Source organism: Clostridiales bacterium (assembly GCA_015243575.1).
GTDB classification, from domain to species: Bacteria; Bacillota; Clostridia; order Peptostreptococcales; family Anaerovoracaceae; genus Anoxybacterium; species Anoxybacterium hadale.
Genome location: CP042469.1, coordinates 2,355,370 through 2,373,400, shown reverse-complemented (window position 1 = coordinate 2,373,400; position 18,031 = coordinate 2,355,370). Strand labels below are relative to the sequence as shown.

Sequence of the window (18,031 nt, the reverse complement as noted above, 5' to 3'; positions counted from 1 at the left end):
CGAAACTTCAAGTACGGCCGTGTCCTTTTTTGTTTAGAAGCTCTCAAGAGCATGAAAAAATGCAGCTACATTCTCATGTCTTGCATTGTATGGAAGGGTGCACCCGCTGCTCAAGATAAATCCCCCGTCAGAACCGATCTCACCGAGCAACTTCTGACAGATGCGGGTGATTTCCTCCGGTGTTCCAAGAACGAAGCGAGAAGCAGGAACATCGCCAAGAAGACAGATCCTGCCGCCCAGGAGTTTCTTTGCAAGAAAAATATCAGTGCTTCCGTCCAGCTCCAAAATAATTTTATTAGGTGGAAAGGTTTGAAAATAGGCAAGGTTTCTGGTCCAGTCATTATCGAGATGAAGGATTGGTGTGATACCGTGCTCAATGAGCTTTAGGACAAAGCGCTCCAGATAGGGCCAGACAAATTTTTCAAAGGCCCCATATGAAAAAAATTGGCTGCTGATCCGGTTGATTCCCACAAAGGCGCGTGGAATTCCTGTTTTGCCGACAAGATCAATGCATTCTGCGATGGCGTCATCGGTTGCGATGGAAATTGCTTCGCACAGAAGTTCAGGTGCTTTGTAGGTATCTCGTATAAATTCGGGAAAAGATCGGAGCGTGGTGAAATAAGCCACGGGAAAGTTGATATGGGCACCGTAGAGGTAAACTTGACCAAGGGCCTCAGCGCTTTCCTTTTCCTTTCGGTGAAGATTCAGAAGATCCTCTTCTGCCAAGGCGATTTGCTCTTTTGAGGTCCTGAAGGCCCTGAAAAAGAAGGTTTGGATGTACTCTTTGTATCCCTTGTCAATTATGATTCTATAGTCTTCTCTGGACATGGCCTCATATTCTACAACCTGGTACTCATAGTCTTCGGGAAGATCAACGCCAGGCATTTTGCTTTTCAGAAGACCGATTTTATTTTGGAGGCTGCCGTGATGGATGAAATAAATTGAACGACGAATATCCCATAGGGGATATGCAGCCTTAATTGCTGCTAATGCGGCAAAAGCTTTTTCTTCGTCGTAGAGAAAGTCGTGATTTGATATGGCGGCAAATCTTGCCGCATAGCTTTCGATCAAGGGAGCACAGGAAATCCTGTCTGATTTCTGATGGGAAATGGCAGCATACAGCCTTTCTTCCGGAGAAAAAACGTTCTGATTCATAAGACAGCTTACCCCCTCGGTTATAGGATTTGACCTTGTGCTGGTGATAGATTCAGATGGCTGAAATGATCCAAAGTCACCTGGGAATTATGAGGGATAATACAGAAATCTTCGTCCCAGTCTTCGGAGAACAGTTTTATCAATTGTTGAATATTTCCTTTTTTCGTGCAGAGCTGCATATTTAATTTCCGTGCTGCTTCAGATGCAATTGGAGTAAAGTCTTCTACCGGATAGGCACCGGTATCAAGCAGCGTAAAGCATTGGTAATGAGACAGCATCACATCCATAATCCGATCCGTTTTTTTCTGCCCATATTTTTCAAGATACCGATCATACTCATTTACAATGCTGTACTGACTTTTGAGCCAGCCTCGAGTCAGAAAATAGCAGCCGCTGCTTCTTATTGTTATTTTATCTTCATTTTTATATAAAAACAAGTCGATACAGTCATTGGCCTGAGGGAAGACCAAATTTGATTTCGCGGATTTCAGTCCTACAACCGCATTTCCGCAGTATCCGAACGATAAGAGGATATTTTGAGGGGACCCAAGGGAATCTTCTCCTTCCGAATCGAGGCGGTCAATTTCCTCCTGAAGCTTGTCGTGGAGTTTTTGGGGAAACATATGTAAGGAAGAGTCGATCCAGATGATTGGGTCTTGATTTTCAGCAGCGGACAGCGCCTTCTTAATTTCATCTTCCAGGATTTCGCAAGCTAAAATAAGATTACGCATCTTCTCTCACCTCCTGCCATATAGAAGCAGGGGGGCTGCCAACATGTTTCTGAGTCCAGCGCCTCAGACCAAGATTTGAAGTCGTTTTCTGACTGTCAGAAGACAGCTTGACATAAAGTTCATAGCTTTCAACAATGTCCTTTACGTAATAATCTGCTTCAACATAGTTTTTCACTTCTTCGTCAACAAGTCCGCAGATCACCACGACCACGTTCTCACGAAGCCCTCGTTCCTTCAGCAAACTGACGGTTTTTTTCATAGAATAATAGGACGAGGTAATGAGGCCGGATAAGAACAGTACCACAGGCTCATCTTCCATGATCTGCTCCAAAATTATCTCCGGCGGCACGTTGACGCCCAAATCCACAGGATGTATGCCCTTGGAGTTAAAATAGGTGACGGCAATGTTCTTGCCGATGTCATGAATATCTCTTTCGACGGTAGCGAATATGGCTTTGACTGGCTGAGGCAGGGAAGAATCCTCTGGAGGAAACGTAATCAGTTTAATAACCTCCTTAAAGATCAGTCCGGACATAATCAGATCAGCAATAAAGTATCGCCCCTGATTGTAGTAGATCCCTACTCGGTTAACTCCCTCCTGAACCAAGCTGATAATGGAAACGGGGCTTTCGCCCTCCCGTATTCTTTGCGTTACAATGTCGATGGCCAGGTCTTCATTAAGCTCAAGTACAGCATCAATTAATTGGTCTTCCATATCTTTTCCTCCCGTTATGTTGATTGATGACCGTTTAATTTGTAGTGTAGGGGTCGATGCCATTCTATTACAGGGCAGAAACCGCAAAAAGCCTTCCGTAATCTTTTTTAATATGCATCAGTCCCCAAGCGATGGGTTTGTCGTCCTTGCTGATGCACTTCTGCTCAATTACCAGCAAGGGGCAACTTTCTTTAAGGCCAAGGATCTTATTCAGTTCTTTATCCGAAATCTCCGGCCAGATTTTCAGCTCTTTCTTCACGGAAAAAAGGGAAACCTGATTCGTAATGATTTCGGGGAAGGTAGCGTAGCCAATTTCATCCTCGATATTAGGCTGGCCCCTGTCGTAAGGAAGATATTTTGTATCAATAGCAATCGGAACTTCATCCTCATTAAATAGAATGTTTTTGATCAGGATTACTTTTTTGCTTCTCGCCAGCCCCAGTTCTGCCGCAACATCCTCTGGAGCGGTTATGATGTCAACCTGATGAAGTTTAATATTCTCTACATATCGCTTAATAAAATCCGTTTCGTCAAAGTAGAGGATATGCTTGTTATATCGTGGTTCATTGACAAAATAGCCTTTGCCCGGAACCGAGTAGATATAACCCTTTTCCGACAGCAGCAAAAGTGCTTTTCTGGCACTCATTCTGCTGACTCCATAGTTGGCGGAGAGACTGTTTTCGGAAGGAAGCATATCGCCGGGTGCCAGGCCTCCTAATTCGATCTGTTCCTTCAAATCCTCCAATATCTGCATATATTTGATTGCGTTCATAGAAAACCTCATCTGCGAATTATTGATCAATTTATTTTATCATACGTTACCATTGATTGACAAGGGACAACGCGTCAAAACCGTGAAATTTAAACGATAGCAGCATACTCATCCTAGCGCCGCATCCAGCAGTGCTACGTCCTGCGGACACAAACTAATATTGACAGCTAGAAAGAGACTATATATACTGATATTAACCAGTATATACAAGTTTGTACGCAATAATAACAGGGAGGATTAAAACTATGTCTGCAAAGTATCAGCACATCACAGATGCACTGGCTCAACTGGAAGAGGAGGCTCTCGTCCAGGCACTTAAGGACGCTGTTGAAGCCGGTCCAAGCGCCGAAGAAGCGCAGGATATCGTCAATGCCTGTACCATGGGAATGGAAAAGGTAGGAGATCTGTTTGAGGAAGGTGAGTATTTTGTAGGGGACCTGATCTATGCTGCCGACATCCTGAAAGATGGGATGGAAATTCTGGCACCTTGCATCGGAGCAGGCGGCGTCTCCAAGCTCGGAAAACTTGTCATAGGTTCTGCCCCCGGAGATCTTCATGATATCGGAAAGAATATCTTTATTGCAATGATGGAGGCTGCGGGTTTTGAGGTACACGATTTGGGTATCGATGTAGCCCCTGAGAAGTTTGTAGAAAAGGTAAAAGAAGTTCAGCCGGATATCGTTGGAATCAGCGGCCTGCTTACGTTGTCTCTCGACACAATGGGAGATGTAATCAACGCTTTGAAACAGGCAGGTCTGCGGGATGGTGTTAAAGTGATGATCGGCGGAAATCCGGTCAGCGAAGCAGTTCAAAAGAGAGTTGGAGCAGATGCTCACAGTACCAATGCTGCTACAGGTGTGAAGCAGTGTAAAGAATGGGTGGTGGCATAACCATGAGTGATGTACAGAAATTATTACAGGAGCGAGTGGAACGTATCACGACAACAATCAAGATTGAAGAGCCGGATAGAGTACCAATTACTTCAATGTTTGAAACCTGGGCCGGACATTACAGCGGCTATTCTGTAACCGATGTGGCATTTAATTACGATAAGCTGGCAGAGTCTTTCTATAAGGTGGCAGAGGAATTCGAAGTAGATACCCTTCCACCGCCTCTTGGAGTGCGCTGTGGTCCCATCTATACCACTTTGGGAACCAAGGAATTTTCCTTCTTCAATAAAGACGGTGTACCGCATGCCTCTATTCAGCACATGGAAGGAAAGGACATCATGTCCATTGAGGAATATCCAGAGCTGATTAAGGATCCCTACAAATTTATCATTGAAAAGCAGCTTCCAAGGCGGTATAAGGCATTGGATCAGTCACCGGACAAAAAGGCGGAAGCCCTTGGAAAGGCATGCTTCATCTATGATAAATATGTGGCCAACGCGGTGGGGAAGCTCTGCGGCACACTGGAAACAAAGTATGGAATTCCTGCTCTGTTTAAGTCCAGCACCGAAATGCCCCTGGATGCGCTGATGGATTATTTCAGAGGCTTCCGAGGTGTTTCTGTGGATATCAGAAGAAATAAAGAACAGGTGATAGAAGCCTGCGAAGCATTATATCCGGTCATGCTGCGCCGTGCGGTGCAGAATCTTCCCAGCGGACCTTTCCCGTTCATCTTTATCCCGCTGCATATTCCGACCTATTTGAAACCAAAAGATTTTGAAACCTTCTATTATCCGACCTTCAAACGGATGATTGAGGATCTGATTTCCTTTGATCTGACGCCCGCCCTGTTTATGGAAGGCAATTGGGAGCCTTACTACGATTATATCAACGAGCTTCCGAAGAAAAAGGTTGTAGGTCTTATTGAACATGGAGATTTTAAGAAGACCAAGGATAATATCGGAAAGACCATTACAATCTGGGGAGGAATGCCCATCGATGTAATCAATAATTCCACTAAGGAAGAGGCCATTGATTATGCGAAAAAGCTTATCGATGATCTTGCCCCTGGAGGTGGCTATATCTTCGGCTGTGATAAATCACTCCTTGCACCCAATGATGCTAACCCTGAAAATCTCAAAGCCGTATTCAAGTTCGTCAAAGAATACGGTGTATATAAATAGGAGGGATTACAATGATTATTAAATTACCACCCCTGGAATCTGAGCTATTTGATACCTGGGAAAAACATATCGAGGCAAACCCTGAACTGAAAAACAGCCCCATCGAAGCAAAAGAAGAATTCGAGAGGTCTGTTGATGAATATTACGCCATGATCATGCTCATTTCTACCATGTAACAAAAGAATTAGCTGACGTTCCGCCTCCTCCATGCGAGGCGGCGGAGCATATCCTGCCATTGAACAGAACTTTTAAGAAAGCCAGCTTTATTAAATTCAGGAAATCACATTATTTTTTTATATAGTAGGAAGTATCGTTTGCTACTATATAAAAAAGGGGAGTGCAGAGGGGGCACCCCTCGCCAATAAAGGAGGGTGCTCAGGCTGATCGCGGCCGCCGAAGGGAACCATTGGGTTCCCTAGCGGAGTGGCGTAGCCAATTTTTTATAGGAGGAAAATCAATGGAATTCCAAAACAAACGGCTCGTAGGGTCAACGGAAAAACTTAGTATTGGCCAGTCTTTGTTCTTCGGCTTTCAATCGGTTTTAGCTTGTAATCTGTTCCTGGGTCCCATCGTTATCATTGGAATTATGCAGATGGATGTGTCTGCAGCGGCAGCTCTTATCGCGATGACCTTTCTTGCATGTGGTATCGCAACCATCATTCAATCGGGATTTTTCCTGAAATATCAAGTCATTCAGGGAATGTCTTTCGCAATCTTCGGCGCAGTCATTGCCATTGTAATCAATGCGGATTTTGCAACCGTATTTGGAGGCATTATGGTTGCAGCAATCATTCTCATCGTACTTGGAGTGACGGGAATCTTCAGCATTGTCGTTGACAAACTCATTCCTGGGTTTGTTGCAGGGACTGTGATCACCATCATCGGTGTGGCGCTGATGCCAATCTCATGGAATTCGATCATCGGGATACCGGGAAACCCAGCCATTAATTTTCTGGAAGCGGGAATTACCTTTATCGCAATGATTGTCTTCATGCGCCTGGGAAATATCCGCGGCAAAGCGGGCAGAATCATTTCCGTCGGTTCGGTTATTTATGCCATTGCTCTGGGAACCATCGTGGCGTCTTTCTTCGGTCATGTTGATCTTTCGCCTGTGGGAACGGCTCCTTGGTTTGCCATTCCACAGATTCTGCCCTTCGGTGCTCCCAAATTTGATCCTAATGCTATTATCGTCATGACCTTTATCCTGATCATCGTCATGGTGGAGTCCGTAGGAACCTGGTTTACTATTTCGGAAATGTCGGGAGAAAAGCTCGATAAAAAACGGATTGACCGGGGCGTTATGGGAGAAGGAATCGGCTGCTTTATCGGAGCATTCATCGGCGGACTTCCTGTTACCAGCTATGCATCCAATACAGGCGTGCTTGCAGTAACTAAGGTATTCAGCCGTTATGCTGCCATCGGAGGAGGAATTATCGCCATCGCCATGGCGCTGTGCCCCAAGCTGATGTATCTCATTGCCATCGTTCCCGGATCAGTCATCTGGGGAATCTACGGATATATCTGTATTGCCATTATGCTCAGCGGGCTTTCCAGTATTAAGAGCTATCCTTTTACCGAGCGGAACAATCTGGTTCTCGGTACCTCAATCCTGACGACAATCGGAGCAAGTGTTCTTCCTGCATCCATCGTTCAGAGCATGCCTCCGCTGCTCAGCTATTTGTTTGGCTCTGCAATTTGCGTGGGAGCATTAACTGCTATTATCATGAATTTGCTGCTCCGCCAAGGAAAAGAAGATCATGCGGTCTTAAAGGCTCAGAAGGAAGAATCCGAGCTTGAAGCCGCTGAAGAAGCACAAGCAACTGTTTGACGAATCCAGAAGAGTGTTGGTGCTCCTGAACGAAAAAAATTGCTTTCTTTACGCTGGTTTTATAATTACGTTGCGATTTTTCGTAAGGGATTGGCGGTTGAAACAGGGCAGTCTGCATGATCCGGCGTATTCTAACGAATTTTCATCATTTATTTATATTGGTATGACAGAATTTTCTAAGTTAATATGACAAAACAAAGCCTAAAATTTCAAGAAAATTGAATTTTTAGGCTTTGTTTATTCGCAATTCATGAGCAAGTCGATTTTGACATGGGGGTAAGCTTCTTGACCGTAGCGCCGATAAAATAATATAATAAAAATAGCGTCAACCTGTAAAAAGTCTCCTTGAATCAGAAAAATCTGGGGCAAGACTGTGTCTTTCCAAGCTTTTTGCTGGAGGGCGAAACTTGTATGAAAATAAGAGAATGGAGTATAGGCAATTTACTTGAAACGGAGGACAAGTTATGAAAGTTACTGACACAAAAATTCGTGGCCGTTCCATCAGCAGGAAAATATTGTGGATCTTTATTGCAATGGTCTTTCTTATCACTGTTCTGATTGCTTCCTTCAGTATCCATCAATATCGGAGTGAAGTACTCCTGCTGAAGGCCCACCAGGCCGAAAGCATCGGAAGACTGACTGCCTCTCAGATTGACAGCGAAGCCTTCAGAATATTGGCAAAGTCCGACTCAGAAACAGCCTATTACTCTGAGGCAAAGGCAGTGATCTCTGAAGCGAAAGAGGTTTCTGGTGTTAAGTATCTGTATGTTGTGGTTCCCATAGGGGATCAGCAGATTCGCTACATCGTGGAAGGACAGGCTTCGGGAGATAACCCGGAGGATATTTTTGAATACGATACCATTGTTGATTATGCAGACTTCTTTGATACCGACGAAGAAGGGCTGGCATTTGAAGCGGCGGTTGAGAATGGTGAGGTTTTTAACAATGGGCTGTATCAGGATCCGAATTTCGGATATATGCTGACGGTATTTACACCGGTGTTGGATTCCAAAGGACAAACCGTCGGAATGGTAGGTGTGGATCTTGATGCTGATGATATTCTGGCGGAGGTTTATCGGCTAGTTGTACTGCTGGCGGCAACTGCTTTAATCGGTATTTTGGGAGTTGTGATTGGTGCCAGAATACTTATAAGAAAGAATATAACAAAGCCGCTGGAGCAGATCGTTCTGGCTTCGGATTCTTTGGCCGCTGGCAATGTAAATGTAGAGCTCACCGTTCATTCTGATGATGAAATCGGAAGGCTGGCGGGGAGCTTCCGCAAGATGATTGAAAATATCCGAGAGCAGGCCAACTCAGCACAGAGAATCGCAGCAGGAGACCTTTCGGCTGAAGTAGAACCGAAATCGGATCAGGACATCCTTTCCATCAGCTTAAATAATGTGATTCGCGAATTAAATAAGCTGACCGCAGAAACCACTCTGCTCACGGGAGCTGCCATCGACGGCAATCTTGATCAAAGAGGCAGCGAAGAGTCTTTCTGTGGAGGTTATCGAGAAATCGTAACTGGAATCAATTCAACCCTTGATGCTTTGATTCGCCCACTGAGGATTGCGGCAGAATATATGGGTCAGATCAGCAGAGGAGAAATTCCGCCTGTAATTGTCGAGGAATACAAAGGAGACTTTGACGGAATCAAGAATAATATCAATACCTGCATTAGAGCCATTAACCTTCTGGTAGAAGACATGAACACTCTTTCCATGGCTGCGATTGAAGGGCAGCTGGATACCAGGGTGGATCAAGACCGGCACAGCGGTGATTTTGGCAGAGTAATTGAAGGGGTAAACGCTACTCTGGATGCAGTGATCGGACCACTTAAAGTGGCGGCAGAGTATCTGCAGGAGATTGGAAGGGGTGAGATTCCGGAAAAGCTTACTGCAAGCTACAGCGGTGACTTCGAACGGATTAAAGACGACATCAACTCTTGTATCGACGGTCTGGGCGGTTTGATCGAAGGAAATGACGTTATGTACAGAATGAGCCTTAACGACTATTCTGTAAAGGTGGAAGGGAGTTATCTCGGCATCTATCAGAATATCGCAGAATCGGTTAACCTGATCAACTACAGAATGAATCGGGTTGTTGAAATTCTCACCCATGTCGCTGCGGGAGATCTTTCTGATCTTCAGAATATCATCGATGGAGGGAAGCGTAGCAAGGATGACACTTTGGTTCCGGCATTGATTGCAATGATAGAAAACATTCAAAACCTGGTGGATGAAACCAGCAAACTGTCGGGAGCAGCAGTAGAGGGGAATCTGCAAATCAGAGGGAACTCCTCAAAGTTCAAGGGGCAGTTCAGCAACGTCATCGATGGGGTGAATGCGACGCTGGATGCAGTGATCTCACCTATTGAAGAAGCAGCGGCTGTGCTGAAAGAGCTGGCTAAGGGCAATCTTCAGGTTTCCATGAATGGAAGCTACAGAGGGGATCATGCAGAGATTAAGCATGCGCTTAACAGCACCATTTCCAATTTGCAAACTTACATAGGCGATATTTCAGCCGTTCTTGCTCAGATGGCCGGAGGCAATTTGGAATTGGCAATCACCGCTGACTACATGGGTGATTTTGTAGAGATCAAAAATTCACTCAATAATATCATCGCATCCTTAAGTGAGGTTATGGGAGATATCAGAAATGCTGCAGATCAGGTCAATACCGGATCCAGACAGGTTTCTACGGGAAGTCAGTCCTTGTCACAGGGATCTATCCAGCAGACCAGTGCCATAGAGGAACTTACAGCCTCAATCTCAGAGATTGCATCTCAGACCAAACGGAATGCTGCCAATGCGGGAAGAGCCAGCGAACTGGCTGCTGAAGCAAGGAATGATGTCGTAAGAGGAAATGGCCAGATGCAGGGAATGCTGGGGTCTATGGAGGAAATCAACGATTCCTCAGCCAATATTTCGAAGATTATAAAGGTGATTGACGATATTGCGTTCCAGACCAATATTCTAGCTCTCAATGCAGCGGTGGAAGCGGCAAGAGCAGGTCAGCACGGCAAGGGCTTTGCAGTGGTGGCAGAAGAAGTCAGGAATCTGGCTGCAAGGAGCGCAGCTGCGGCAAGAGAAACCACAGAACTGATTGAAGGCTCCATTACAAAGGTTCAGCATGGTATGAAAATCGCAAATGAAACTGCTTCCTCGCTGAAGGAAACCGTTGGGAGGATCGAAACCGCAGCGGATCTTGTAGGCAGCATTGCAGATGCTTCCAAGGAGCAGGCGACAGGTATTGATATGGTCAACAAGGGAATCGAACAGGTTGCTCAGGTGGCACAAAACAACTCTGCAACTGCGGAGGAAAGTGCCGCCGCCAGTGAGCAGCTTTCCAGCCAGTCAGAAATACTGAAAGAAATGGTTGGAAGATTCAAAGTAAATACAGGGGTGAAAGCGCTTCCGGCAGGACTCTTTGAAGATGAAGTGTTTGCTGCAAAACAGGATCGGTTCAAGCAAAAGCAGGATCGATTTGCAGAGTCAAAAGGGCCGAGAATTTTACTGAACGAGGATGAGCAGGACAAGTATTGATCTAAAACAGACACAAGCAGAATTTATTTGATGAAGGTTTTCCTTTGGTATGAAAGTTAGCCTGATTTAAATTCAACGGAAGGAATCCGTAAAAATAATAAAGCTGCCTCAAGACCGTAAGGTCCGAGGCAGCTTTATTCGGGTTTGTCTTTCATTGCTGAAATTGTGGAGTAGATGACCTTTAGCTCGTGAACGCTGCAGTCCTGCAGGCTTCTTTCGATCTTATAAACCAATTCCTTGTCATCCTTTCGCTCAGGGAAAAAGATCTGATCAATTGAAAGATTCAAAACATGGGCCAATTGATATAGGACTTCGATGGAAGGACTTCTATTCCCTGCCTCCAGCTGTTTGATATGGGAAGGAGCCACGCCAATGATTTCTGCCAGCTGCTCCTGCGTGATTTTGTTTTCTGTTCGTGACGCTTTAATCGCCCTTCCAAGTGCTTTTCTATCCATTGCCATATTCTTTCAGTCTCCTTTATAGTAATCTTACAGATTACGATCGGTCTTGAAAACTAACTAAAAGAGTACTATAATAGATACTGAAAGTATATCAGTAAAATTATCCAGCGTATGATAGAGAGGAAGGGAAGTATGGGAATATCGATAAGGAATACGAAGGGAATTGCTGCAGCTTCAGAAATAAATGCAAAGGGATGCAAAGAAGAACCAATCCGCGTTTTGATTCTGTCAGACCGGCTGCTAAAACAAGCGCAGCATCTGGCAGAATACCTGATCAATCTGGATGGATTTGAAGTAGTGGGAATTGCGTTAGAGAAGGATCAGATATTGGAACTGGCTGGGGAAGCAGAGTTCGACTTTCTTATCATAGTGGGATATCTTAAAACGTTCCCTACCTATGAAGTGATTGAGGAGCTGCAGAAGCAAAAAAAGGAATTTCAAACGGTGCAGTGGGCAATTTTGGACTCCCTGATTTTAGAGCTTTGCAAAAGATATAAAATCCCGCTTACTTTTGAAAGAACTCTGCCCATGGAAGCTTTTGCAGACTTTCTTTGGGAGAGAAGGAGCGGCAAGAAGAAAATGGATGTGGAGGAACAGGTATTCAAATGCAATAAGGGTGCGAAATATCAAGCTTCGTCCGCTGTAAAGGAAGACTCCTTGTCATATATGCTGGATCTGTTTCTGCCGGTTTCCTTCGATTGATAAAGAGCCTTGTCCGCTTTATTAAGCAGGTCATGAATATTATCCTGTTGGCATGCCTCAGCGATGCCAATGCTAACAGTTATATTAAGAGAATGATGCTGAAACATCACGCGCCAGGACTCTACAGACTTTCGAAACTGCTCTGCTCTGTCATAAGCGGCAGACTGATCTGCAGCTTTTAGAAAGACTGCGAATTCTTCTCCTCCAAGCCTGCCGGATAAATCATTGCCTTGAAAATTTTGCTTTAGTAAATCACCAAAGCCTTCAATGATGCAGTCGCCTCCAATATGACCGTAAGTATCATTGATGTTTTTAAAAAAATCCAGATCCATCATATAGAGAAAATAACGGTTATGGGATAGTATCCCTGCATTTAGGCTAGTCTGACAAGAATTTGTAAAGGCTCTTCGGTTCATTAAACCACTAAGCTCATCAAAGGAAGCTTGCATCTTCAGATAATTTGTATGGAGCTGCATTTCCGTAATGTCACGAAATGTCTTGATTTTGCCTGTGATAATACCGTTTCTTCGAAAGAGGTTCGTGGTTGTAATTTCATAATAGAGGGTTCCCTTTGGTGTTTCGGCCATCCAAACGGAAGGAACAGATGATTTCAAAAGCACATTCAAAGGATGGGCGCTCTCAATCACCGCATCGAGAGGCTGCTTGTCCAGTATGAACTTTTGATCTTTTAAAATGGATTTTGCAGTTTCATTAAAATCAAGAATTCTCAGCTCATGATTCAGAAGGATAATTCCCTCCTTGCTGTTTTCGAAAACCAATTCTCTTGCCAGCATCTTGATTTCCAGAAAATCATTTCTGAAGATTGCCATCAGAACAAATATGATTGTAGCAGGGAGAAAAAGCGCCATGTAATCAATGCCTAGGCCGTCCGTAAGCACAAGACCAAGGCAGGCTAACAGAGAGGCCCCAATCATATAGAGGATCTTTTCTCCACTCAGATCCCGTTTTTTTACAAAGGTTGCGGAATAAAGGATCAATGTGGCAAGAACCATCACGCCGGAGTGAATTCCCTGTATCTCAAAGCCAACCCCGCCGGTCTTTACAAGAATGGGGTATCCATTCATTCCTTGCAGACTGAAGGTCTTAAAATAAAGATGATGCAGTTCATTTGTAAAGCGCAGCACGAAGGTGAGCAGAGGTACGGAATAAATGAACAGGAGTTTCGTTTTAAGATAAGGTTTAAGATGATCGGTATACATCAGACATGCAGTCAGCCACAAGGCAGAGACAAATGGAATTCCGAAATACTGAAAGGTATTCCAAAAGAGCTTTTTCTCCATCGTTATAGAAGAGAGCTCCTGGAGGTAACCAAAAAGGTATAGATCGATTGCGATACTCAAAAGAAAAAGAACCTTTACGTAATCGCCTTTGCCGCGGGATTGAATGAAGGCGGAAAAAAAGGTTGTTGCAATGATACTAATAATTAAATATACACTAATGATTTCAAGAAGCATAGTTATTACTCCAAATTATCCCAATAAACTCATAATAGCACAGCTTAGTCCAATCCTCAATTGATTTTAGGCGCATAATATAGTAAAGTTTAATAGGGAAAACGCGAATGATCCGTTTACATATCTGATCCGTGCATTTTTTGCTGACGGCGTCAATCAGCGTTTCTTGAGAACAATTATCGCAGCATCAGACTCCTCCTAGGGAAACGGAAGTAATTTTCGTGGAGAGAGGTCGAGGCTGTAATCAAAAGAAGGGGAAAAAGGAGAAGAAATGAAAACAAAAGCTTTGAGCATCCTGCTATGCACCTTGCTGGTACTTTCTGCGGTGCCCGGCGCTACCATAAATGCATGGGCAGAAACGGGCGGGGGAGAACCGATTTTGGCCTATGTTCCGCTGGACAACCGCCCTGTAAACGTGGACCGCGTGATTTATGAGGCGGAATCTGCCGGTTTTAAAGTTGTGATGCCGGATCAGGATCTTTACGCTACCAGATTGGACGGTCAGCCGCTGAATTCTAACGGAACGCCTTACGGTGACCGTGAAAAACTGATGAAATGGATCACAGAGATGGACAAGCAGACCGACTATTTTGTCATCTCTCTGGATCAGCTGCTTTCGGGTGGTCTTGTAAATTCGCGTTCCATGACCAATCGAACATATACGGAAGAATTTAAACTCATTGACGCTGTCGTAGAATTGTCCAAAAACAACCAGGTCTATATACTGGATACCGTTGCGCGGCTTGCAACCAGTACTGTTGGATATCAGGGTGAGGATCTGGCTAGTTATAACATTCTGCGCCAGTACAGCCTGACTCAGCGGCCAGAATTAAAAGGCGGCAGGCTTACCGTTGCAAATATCATTGCAGACTATGATTATAATTCCCTCGGGCGTTTTATAACGGTTGAAAAGGAGAACAGAGCTCTGATAAACGGTGCGCTTAGAACGAGAGCGAGGAAGTTAAACCTAATCGACAACATATTGACAAAAGACAGCGCAGGGAACATGAAATATTTTATTGGAATCGATGATTCCAACTCCCAAAGCACCATACAGGACAATGAAATCAGCTATATTAAGAAAAAGCTTGGTGAACGTGGGCTGATCTATTCCGGAACCGACGAGCTTGGAATGATGGCGGTTCTCAGCCTTATGATCGATTACTACGGGTATGATGTAAAAGCAGCACCTGTATACTTCGGAGATACGGAAAAATCCTCATCTGGCTCGGCGTATGATATGGAAACTGTAGCGGAAAATCTGGAGAACCATTTGAAAAGCATCGGCGTTCGGATTACAGAGCCGAAGGATTCAGATCTCGAAATCGTGGTATTGACTGCTCCTGCACAGGCATCCTTAAGTTCAAAATATATGAATCGAACCATTGACTATATTAATGGCAATATAGAAAAAGGGATTCCAACAATTGTAATCAATTCCAACCCCTCTGCTTACGGTGGAAATCTGGAATATCGTATGATCCGGGAATGTGAGATGAGCATGCTCCTTTCCTATAGCAGTTGGAACACCGTCGGAAATTCTATCGGCCTTGCTCTGGGCAACGGAATCTCAAGATACCTTTATCTGCACAGCCGGGCGGGCAGCAGCGACAATGCGGATATTGCATTCCTGAAGGGTCTCGCCTTCTCCTATGCTAAGGACATTAGCTACCAGAGGGGCGGAGGCAAGGACATATTCAATAAATATCTGGCTTCAAAGGGATGGTCCGCAAGTAATTTTTATCAGAGCGAAGATCAGGTGGCAGAGGTCAATTTAGAGCTGGAAAAGCTGCTGAAGACGGCTGAGTATAATGTCACCGTACAGGATATCATCAACAATATGAACGGCAGTCGTTATTTTAAGAGTCTGGAAGGCGGAAGCGGCATTATTGGAACAATCAATCTGTCTAATTACTCCGCACCTTTTTTCCGTACCTTTGAAATCAGGTTTGATATTGGTGTCAAATTGAATAATGCAACCCTAAGCGGTCTGCAAAAGCCAATGTCGATCAGTATCCCGTATCAGCCTCAGGAAGGTCAGCTTACCTATTCCGTTACGCTGTACTATCTGGACAAAGACGGCAAGGTTCATAAGATTCCCAGTACCTATAATAAAGAGACGGGGGCCATCAGCTTTGCAACGGGTCTGTCTGGTTTCTTCACAGAAGCTCTGAGCATGGATGCAGCAAAGGCATATTCGCTGTTTTCAGATGTGCCGGCATCCTCCTGGTATTTTGATTACGTGATGTTTGCGTCTGAAAAGGGATTGATGAAAGGAACCGGCGAAGGTACCTTTGAACCCAATGCAGCCATTACGCAGTCCATGCTTGTGCAGATTCTTTACAACATGGCCGGATCTCCAAAAGTGGATTCCGCAGATACAAAGCAGGATTTGACAGAATCAACAAAACCGGATACTGAGTCCGCATCCCAGCTTGGCCAAACCACAGCGCCCTGGTATGCAAATGCTGCTGAATGGGCTTTCGAAAATAAAATCATTACCGATAACGGGAAGGAAGATTTTGCTCCGGCTGCAGCTGTAACAAGGGAACAGCTGGCAGACATTCTCTGGAGATATGCCAAGTATAAAGGGGTGGAGACAAAAACAGCATCCTATCCCGGCGTCTATCACTACAATGATGCTTATGCGGTAAAACAAGAGCTTCGGGATGGTTTTGACTGGGTATGCAAAGCCGGAATCATGCAAGGCAAGGGCGACGGAAGCCGACTGATGCCTCAGGCTGGTGCAACCAGAGCCGAGGTGGCAGTGGTGTTAAAGCGCCTGATAGAGCTGTAACAGAAAATAGAGATGGATCAGGAAATATTTTAAGCTTCTACTGTTCATGAAAGGGGGTCGATTCAGACAAGTTCTGGATTGACCCTCTGCGTTATATGCGCAAGGCACCACTTGGTGATAAAATCACAGAAATGCTGGGATTCTTATGCTAGAATATCATTACAACATCTGAAACCATTATAACTTCTGCAGCATAGATCGATTACGCAGTATCTGTCTGATATTTGGCAGCAAGATTTGGTTTATTGCTTCTAAAGACTTGAACGGAAAGGGAAGAACATGAACCCAGATAAGATAAAACGGTTGGAAAATCCGATCAGACTTGCAGAGCTTGACCCTGCAAAAACATTAATCAAAGCAGGTCTCCAGGAGACCATGAACCTGTGCGACATCGGCGCAGGGAGCGGTATTTTCTCCTTTCCCGCAGCGAAACTTACAAGTGGTGATGTCTATGCACTGGAGATATCCGATGAGATGATTCAGCTTCTGGAAAGCAGAGCCGAGGAACATAAGCTTCCAAACCTCAAGATTAAGAAAGTAGAATCGGAAATTCTTCCTGTTGATTCTGGTGCTTGTGATATGGCGGTCATGGTAACGGTACTGCACGAACTTGAGGATAAGCCAGGTATGCTTCAGGAAATCAAGCGCGTCCTGAAGGAAAAGGGGAAACTGCTGGTGATCGAGTTTCATAATGGGCAAACCCCCATGGGACCTCCCTCTGATCACCGGATTTCTCAGGAAGAAGCGGAGGAAACCTGTAATGAAAATGGCTTTCAAACCATTGAAGACTTCTCTCTAGGGGATAATTTTTACAGCATTGTTTTTGAAGTCATCTAAAAATGTGCCAATCGAGAAATCTCCACGACCATCTGCGTACACTCCATTAAGACAGAGTTTCCCAATTATAGCGGCTGACTGAACTCAATCGATGAGGATCAGCAGCCGCTGTTTTGCGGAAGCCCTGAGACTGAGCCGGGGATACAGAGTGCAGAACGCACTGCGGCCCCGAGGTGTCTGTTCTGACCCGTCAGTGCTGGATTCGGCGCGTCGGACGTTTTGACATTCCCCGTCCTCTGTAGTACCGTTTTTGTACCTGACGGGTAAAGCCGTAGTCGATAATGATGGGTTTGCCGTCGATCTGACCCCAGTTCACTGCACGCCCAAAATCTCTGACCAAGAGATTGTATTTGGATGAGACTCCGCCAAGCTTCTGAAACAGTTCCCGATTGCCTCGCACATTGTAATAGTCCCAAACATAACTGATGTCCTCAATGACCGACGCCTTATCCATAATCAGATATCGGAAATCCTCCGATATCCCTCTGACCTTTGCAAATAAGCCTGATTTATCATCAAGAGCAATTTGGAACTCTACATTGTTCTGGGCGATGCCTCTGCTATTTTTTGCCGCTTTTACGACCTTGCCGTTGCCAAGGTCATATACGGCTCTTGACGAACCCTCTCCCAGGTGAGCATAAGTTCCTCTGTCTATCTGGCTGGCTATCTGCCAGAAATAGTCGCTCTCACCGATCTCTTGCTTCCATTGGTATTTCTCCATATTTCACCTCACAGCAGGCTTTTATATTCATGCTGATTTTATAATATTCAGCAGAGTCAGATAATGTTTGCAGTGAATCATAGGTCGGCAACTTTTTGTTTCGAAAATTATGGAAGCGTATTCTTATAAAAATGAGGACAAGTATTCGGAAGAATCAAAAAATTAGTACCCCCAGAGACAAAAATGTAGTACAATGTCTAAAAGATAATCTACAGTTTGAA

Annotated in this window: 14 protein-coding genes; 7 read left to right on the top strand and 7 right to left on the bottom strand. The window is 44.7% G+C overall.

The annotated features are described in order from the left end of the window. Positions 1-33: 33 nt before the first annotated feature. From FRZ06_10455 to FRZ06_10440, 4 genes are read right to left on the bottom strand one after another with little or no spacing between them, the layout of a single operon-like run. Positions 34-1,155 carry a uroporphyrinogen-III decarboxylase gene (locus tag FRZ06_10455; protein QOX63736.1) on the bottom strand — a complete coding sequence of 374 codons (1,122 nt, stop codon included), beginning with the start codon at positions 1,153-1,155 and terminating at the stop codon, positions 34-36. Between the two features lie 20 nt (positions 1,156-1,175). Beyond that, on the bottom strand, positions 1,176-1,886 hold the full coding sequence (locus FRZ06_10450) for a DUF1638 domain-containing protein (protein ID QOX63735.1): 711 nt from the start codon (positions 1,884-1,886) through the stop codon (positions 1,176-1,178). After that, positions 1,879-2,688 carry a cobalamin-binding protein gene (locus tag FRZ06_10445; GenBank protein QOX63734.1) on the bottom strand — a complete coding sequence of 270 codons (810 nt, stop codon included), beginning with the start codon at positions 2,686-2,688 and terminating at the stop codon, positions 1,879-1,881. Before FRZ06_10445 ends, FRZ06_10450 begins: the two co-directional genes overlap by 8 nt. Beyond that, positions 2,669-3,403, bottom strand: coding sequence for a GntR family transcriptional regulator (locus FRZ06_10440; protein ID QOX63733.1), 735 nt, complete (start codon positions 3,401-3,403; stop codon positions 2,669-2,671). Before FRZ06_10440 ends, FRZ06_10445 begins: the two co-directional genes overlap by 20 nt. 215 nt (positions 3,404-3,618) lie before the next feature. Here FRZ06_10440 and FRZ06_10435 point away from each other — a divergent pair, with 215 nt between their 5' ends. The 4 genes from FRZ06_10435 (at position 3,619) to FRZ06_10420 (ending at position 10,817) form a co-directional block, all read left to right on the top strand. Continuing rightward, positions 3,619-4,263, top strand: a complete 645-nt coding sequence (locus tag FRZ06_10435) for a cobalamin-binding protein (GenBank protein ID QOX63732.1) — start codon at positions 3,619-3,621, stop codon at positions 4,261-4,263. After that, positions 4,248-5,444, top strand: coding sequence for a uroporphyrinogen decarboxylase (locus tag FRZ06_10430; protein ID QOX63731.1), 1,197 nt, complete (start codon positions 4,248-4,250; stop codon positions 5,442-5,444). The genes FRZ06_10435 and FRZ06_10430 overlap by 16 nt, the downstream gene beginning before the upstream one ends. Before the next feature lie 457 nt (positions 5,445-5,901). Further along, positions 5,902-7,272, top strand: coding sequence for a xanthine permease (locus tag FRZ06_10425; GenBank protein QOX63730.1), 1,371 nt, complete (start codon positions 5,902-5,904; stop codon positions 7,270-7,272). A 464-nt stretch (positions 7,273-7,736) separates the two neighbouring features. Continuing rightward, positions 7,737-10,817, top strand: coding sequence for a HAMP domain-containing protein (locus tag FRZ06_10420; GenBank protein ID QOX63729.1), 3,081 nt, complete (start codon positions 7,737-7,739; stop codon positions 10,815-10,817). A 134-nt stretch (positions 10,818-10,951) separates the two neighbouring features. On the opposite strand, the gene FRZ06_10415 is transcribed toward FRZ06_10420, so the two are convergent. After that, the gene (locus FRZ06_10415; protein ID QOX63728.1) at positions 10,952-11,278 is read right to left on the bottom strand and encodes a helix-turn-helix transcriptional regulator; all 327 of its coding nucleotides are present in this window, start codon (positions 11,276-11,278) and stop codon (positions 10,952-10,954) included. A gap of 132 nt (positions 11,279-11,410) precedes the next feature. Between FRZ06_10415 and FRZ06_10410 the strand changes: the two genes are divergently transcribed. Continuing rightward, positions 11,411-11,980, top strand: a complete 570-nt coding sequence (locus tag FRZ06_10410; protein QOX63727.1) for a hypothetical protein — start codon at positions 11,411-11,413, stop codon at positions 11,978-11,980. Here the strand turns inward: FRZ06_10410 and FRZ06_10405 are convergent. After that, positions 11,905-13,455 carry a diguanylate cyclase gene (locus FRZ06_10405; protein QOX63726.1) on the bottom strand — a complete coding sequence of 517 codons (1,551 nt, stop codon included), beginning with the start codon at positions 13,453-13,455 and terminating at the stop codon, positions 11,905-11,907. The genes FRZ06_10410 and FRZ06_10405 overlap by 76 nt on opposite strands. A 271-nt stretch (positions 13,456-13,726) precedes the next feature. On the opposite strand from FRZ06_10405, the gene FRZ06_10400 reads away from it, so the two are divergent. Next, entirely contained in the window at positions 13,727-16,252 is a 2,526-nt protein-coding gene (locus tag FRZ06_10400; GenBank protein ID QOX63725.1) for a DUF4127 family protein, read from the top strand. Between the two features lie 279 nt (positions 16,253-16,531). Continuing rightward, positions 16,532-17,089 (top strand): class I SAM-dependent methyltransferase, encoded by a 558-nt coding sequence (locus FRZ06_10395; protein ID QOX63724.1) that lies wholly within the window; start codon positions 16,532-16,534, stop codon positions 17,087-17,089. 190 nt (positions 17,090-17,279) lie between these two features. On the opposite strand, the gene FRZ06_10390 is transcribed toward FRZ06_10395, so the two are convergent. After that, positions 17,280-17,756 carry a hypothetical protein gene (locus tag FRZ06_10390; protein ID QOX65905.1) on the bottom strand — a complete coding sequence of 159 codons (477 nt, stop codon included), beginning with the start codon at positions 17,754-17,756 and terminating at the stop codon, positions 17,280-17,282. Positions 17,757-18,031 lie beyond the last annotated feature (275 nt).

Excerpts from the sequence above, each read along its gene's own strand:
- FRZ06_10395 (QOX63724.1), top strand. The coding sequence starts at position 16,532 with ATGAACCCAGATAAGATAAAACGGTTGGAAAATCCGATCAGACTTGCA.
- FRZ06_10450 (QOX63735.1), bottom strand. The coding sequence starts at position 1,886 with ATGCGTAATCTTATTTTAGCTTGCGAAATCCTGGAAGATGAAATTAAG.
- FRZ06_10455 (QOX63736.1), bottom strand. The coding sequence starts at position 1,155 with ATGAATCAGAACGTTTTTTCTCCGGAAGAAAGGCTGTATGCTGCCATT.
- FRZ06_10430 (QOX63731.1), top strand. The coding sequence starts at position 4,248 with ATGGGTGGTGGCATAACCATGAGTGATGTACAGAAATTATTACAGGAG.
- FRZ06_10435 (QOX63732.1), top strand. The coding sequence starts at position 3,619 with ATGTCTGCAAAGTATCAGCACATCACAGATGCACTGGCTCAACTGGAA.
- FRZ06_10420 (QOX63729.1), top strand. The coding sequence starts at position 7,737 with ATGAAAGTTACTGACACAAAAATTCGTGGCCGTTCCATCAGCAGGAAA.
- FRZ06_10400 (QOX63725.1), top strand. The coding sequence starts at position 13,727 with ATGAAAACAAAAGCTTTGAGCATCCTGCTATGCACCTTGCTGGTACTT.
- FRZ06_10410 (QOX63727.1), top strand. The coding sequence starts at position 11,411 with ATGGGAATATCGATAAGGAATACGAAGGGAATTGCTGCAGCTTCAGAA.
- FRZ06_10415 (QOX63728.1), bottom strand. The coding sequence starts at position 11,278 with ATGGCAATGGATAGAAAAGCACTTGGAAGGGCGATTAAAGCGTCACGA.
- FRZ06_10405 (QOX63726.1), bottom strand. The coding sequence starts at position 13,455 with ATGCTTCTTGAAATCATTAGTGTATATTTAATTATTAGTATCATTGCA.
- FRZ06_10425 (QOX63730.1), top strand. The coding sequence starts at position 5,902 with ATGGAATTCCAAAACAAACGGCTCGTAGGGTCAACGGAAAAACTTAGT.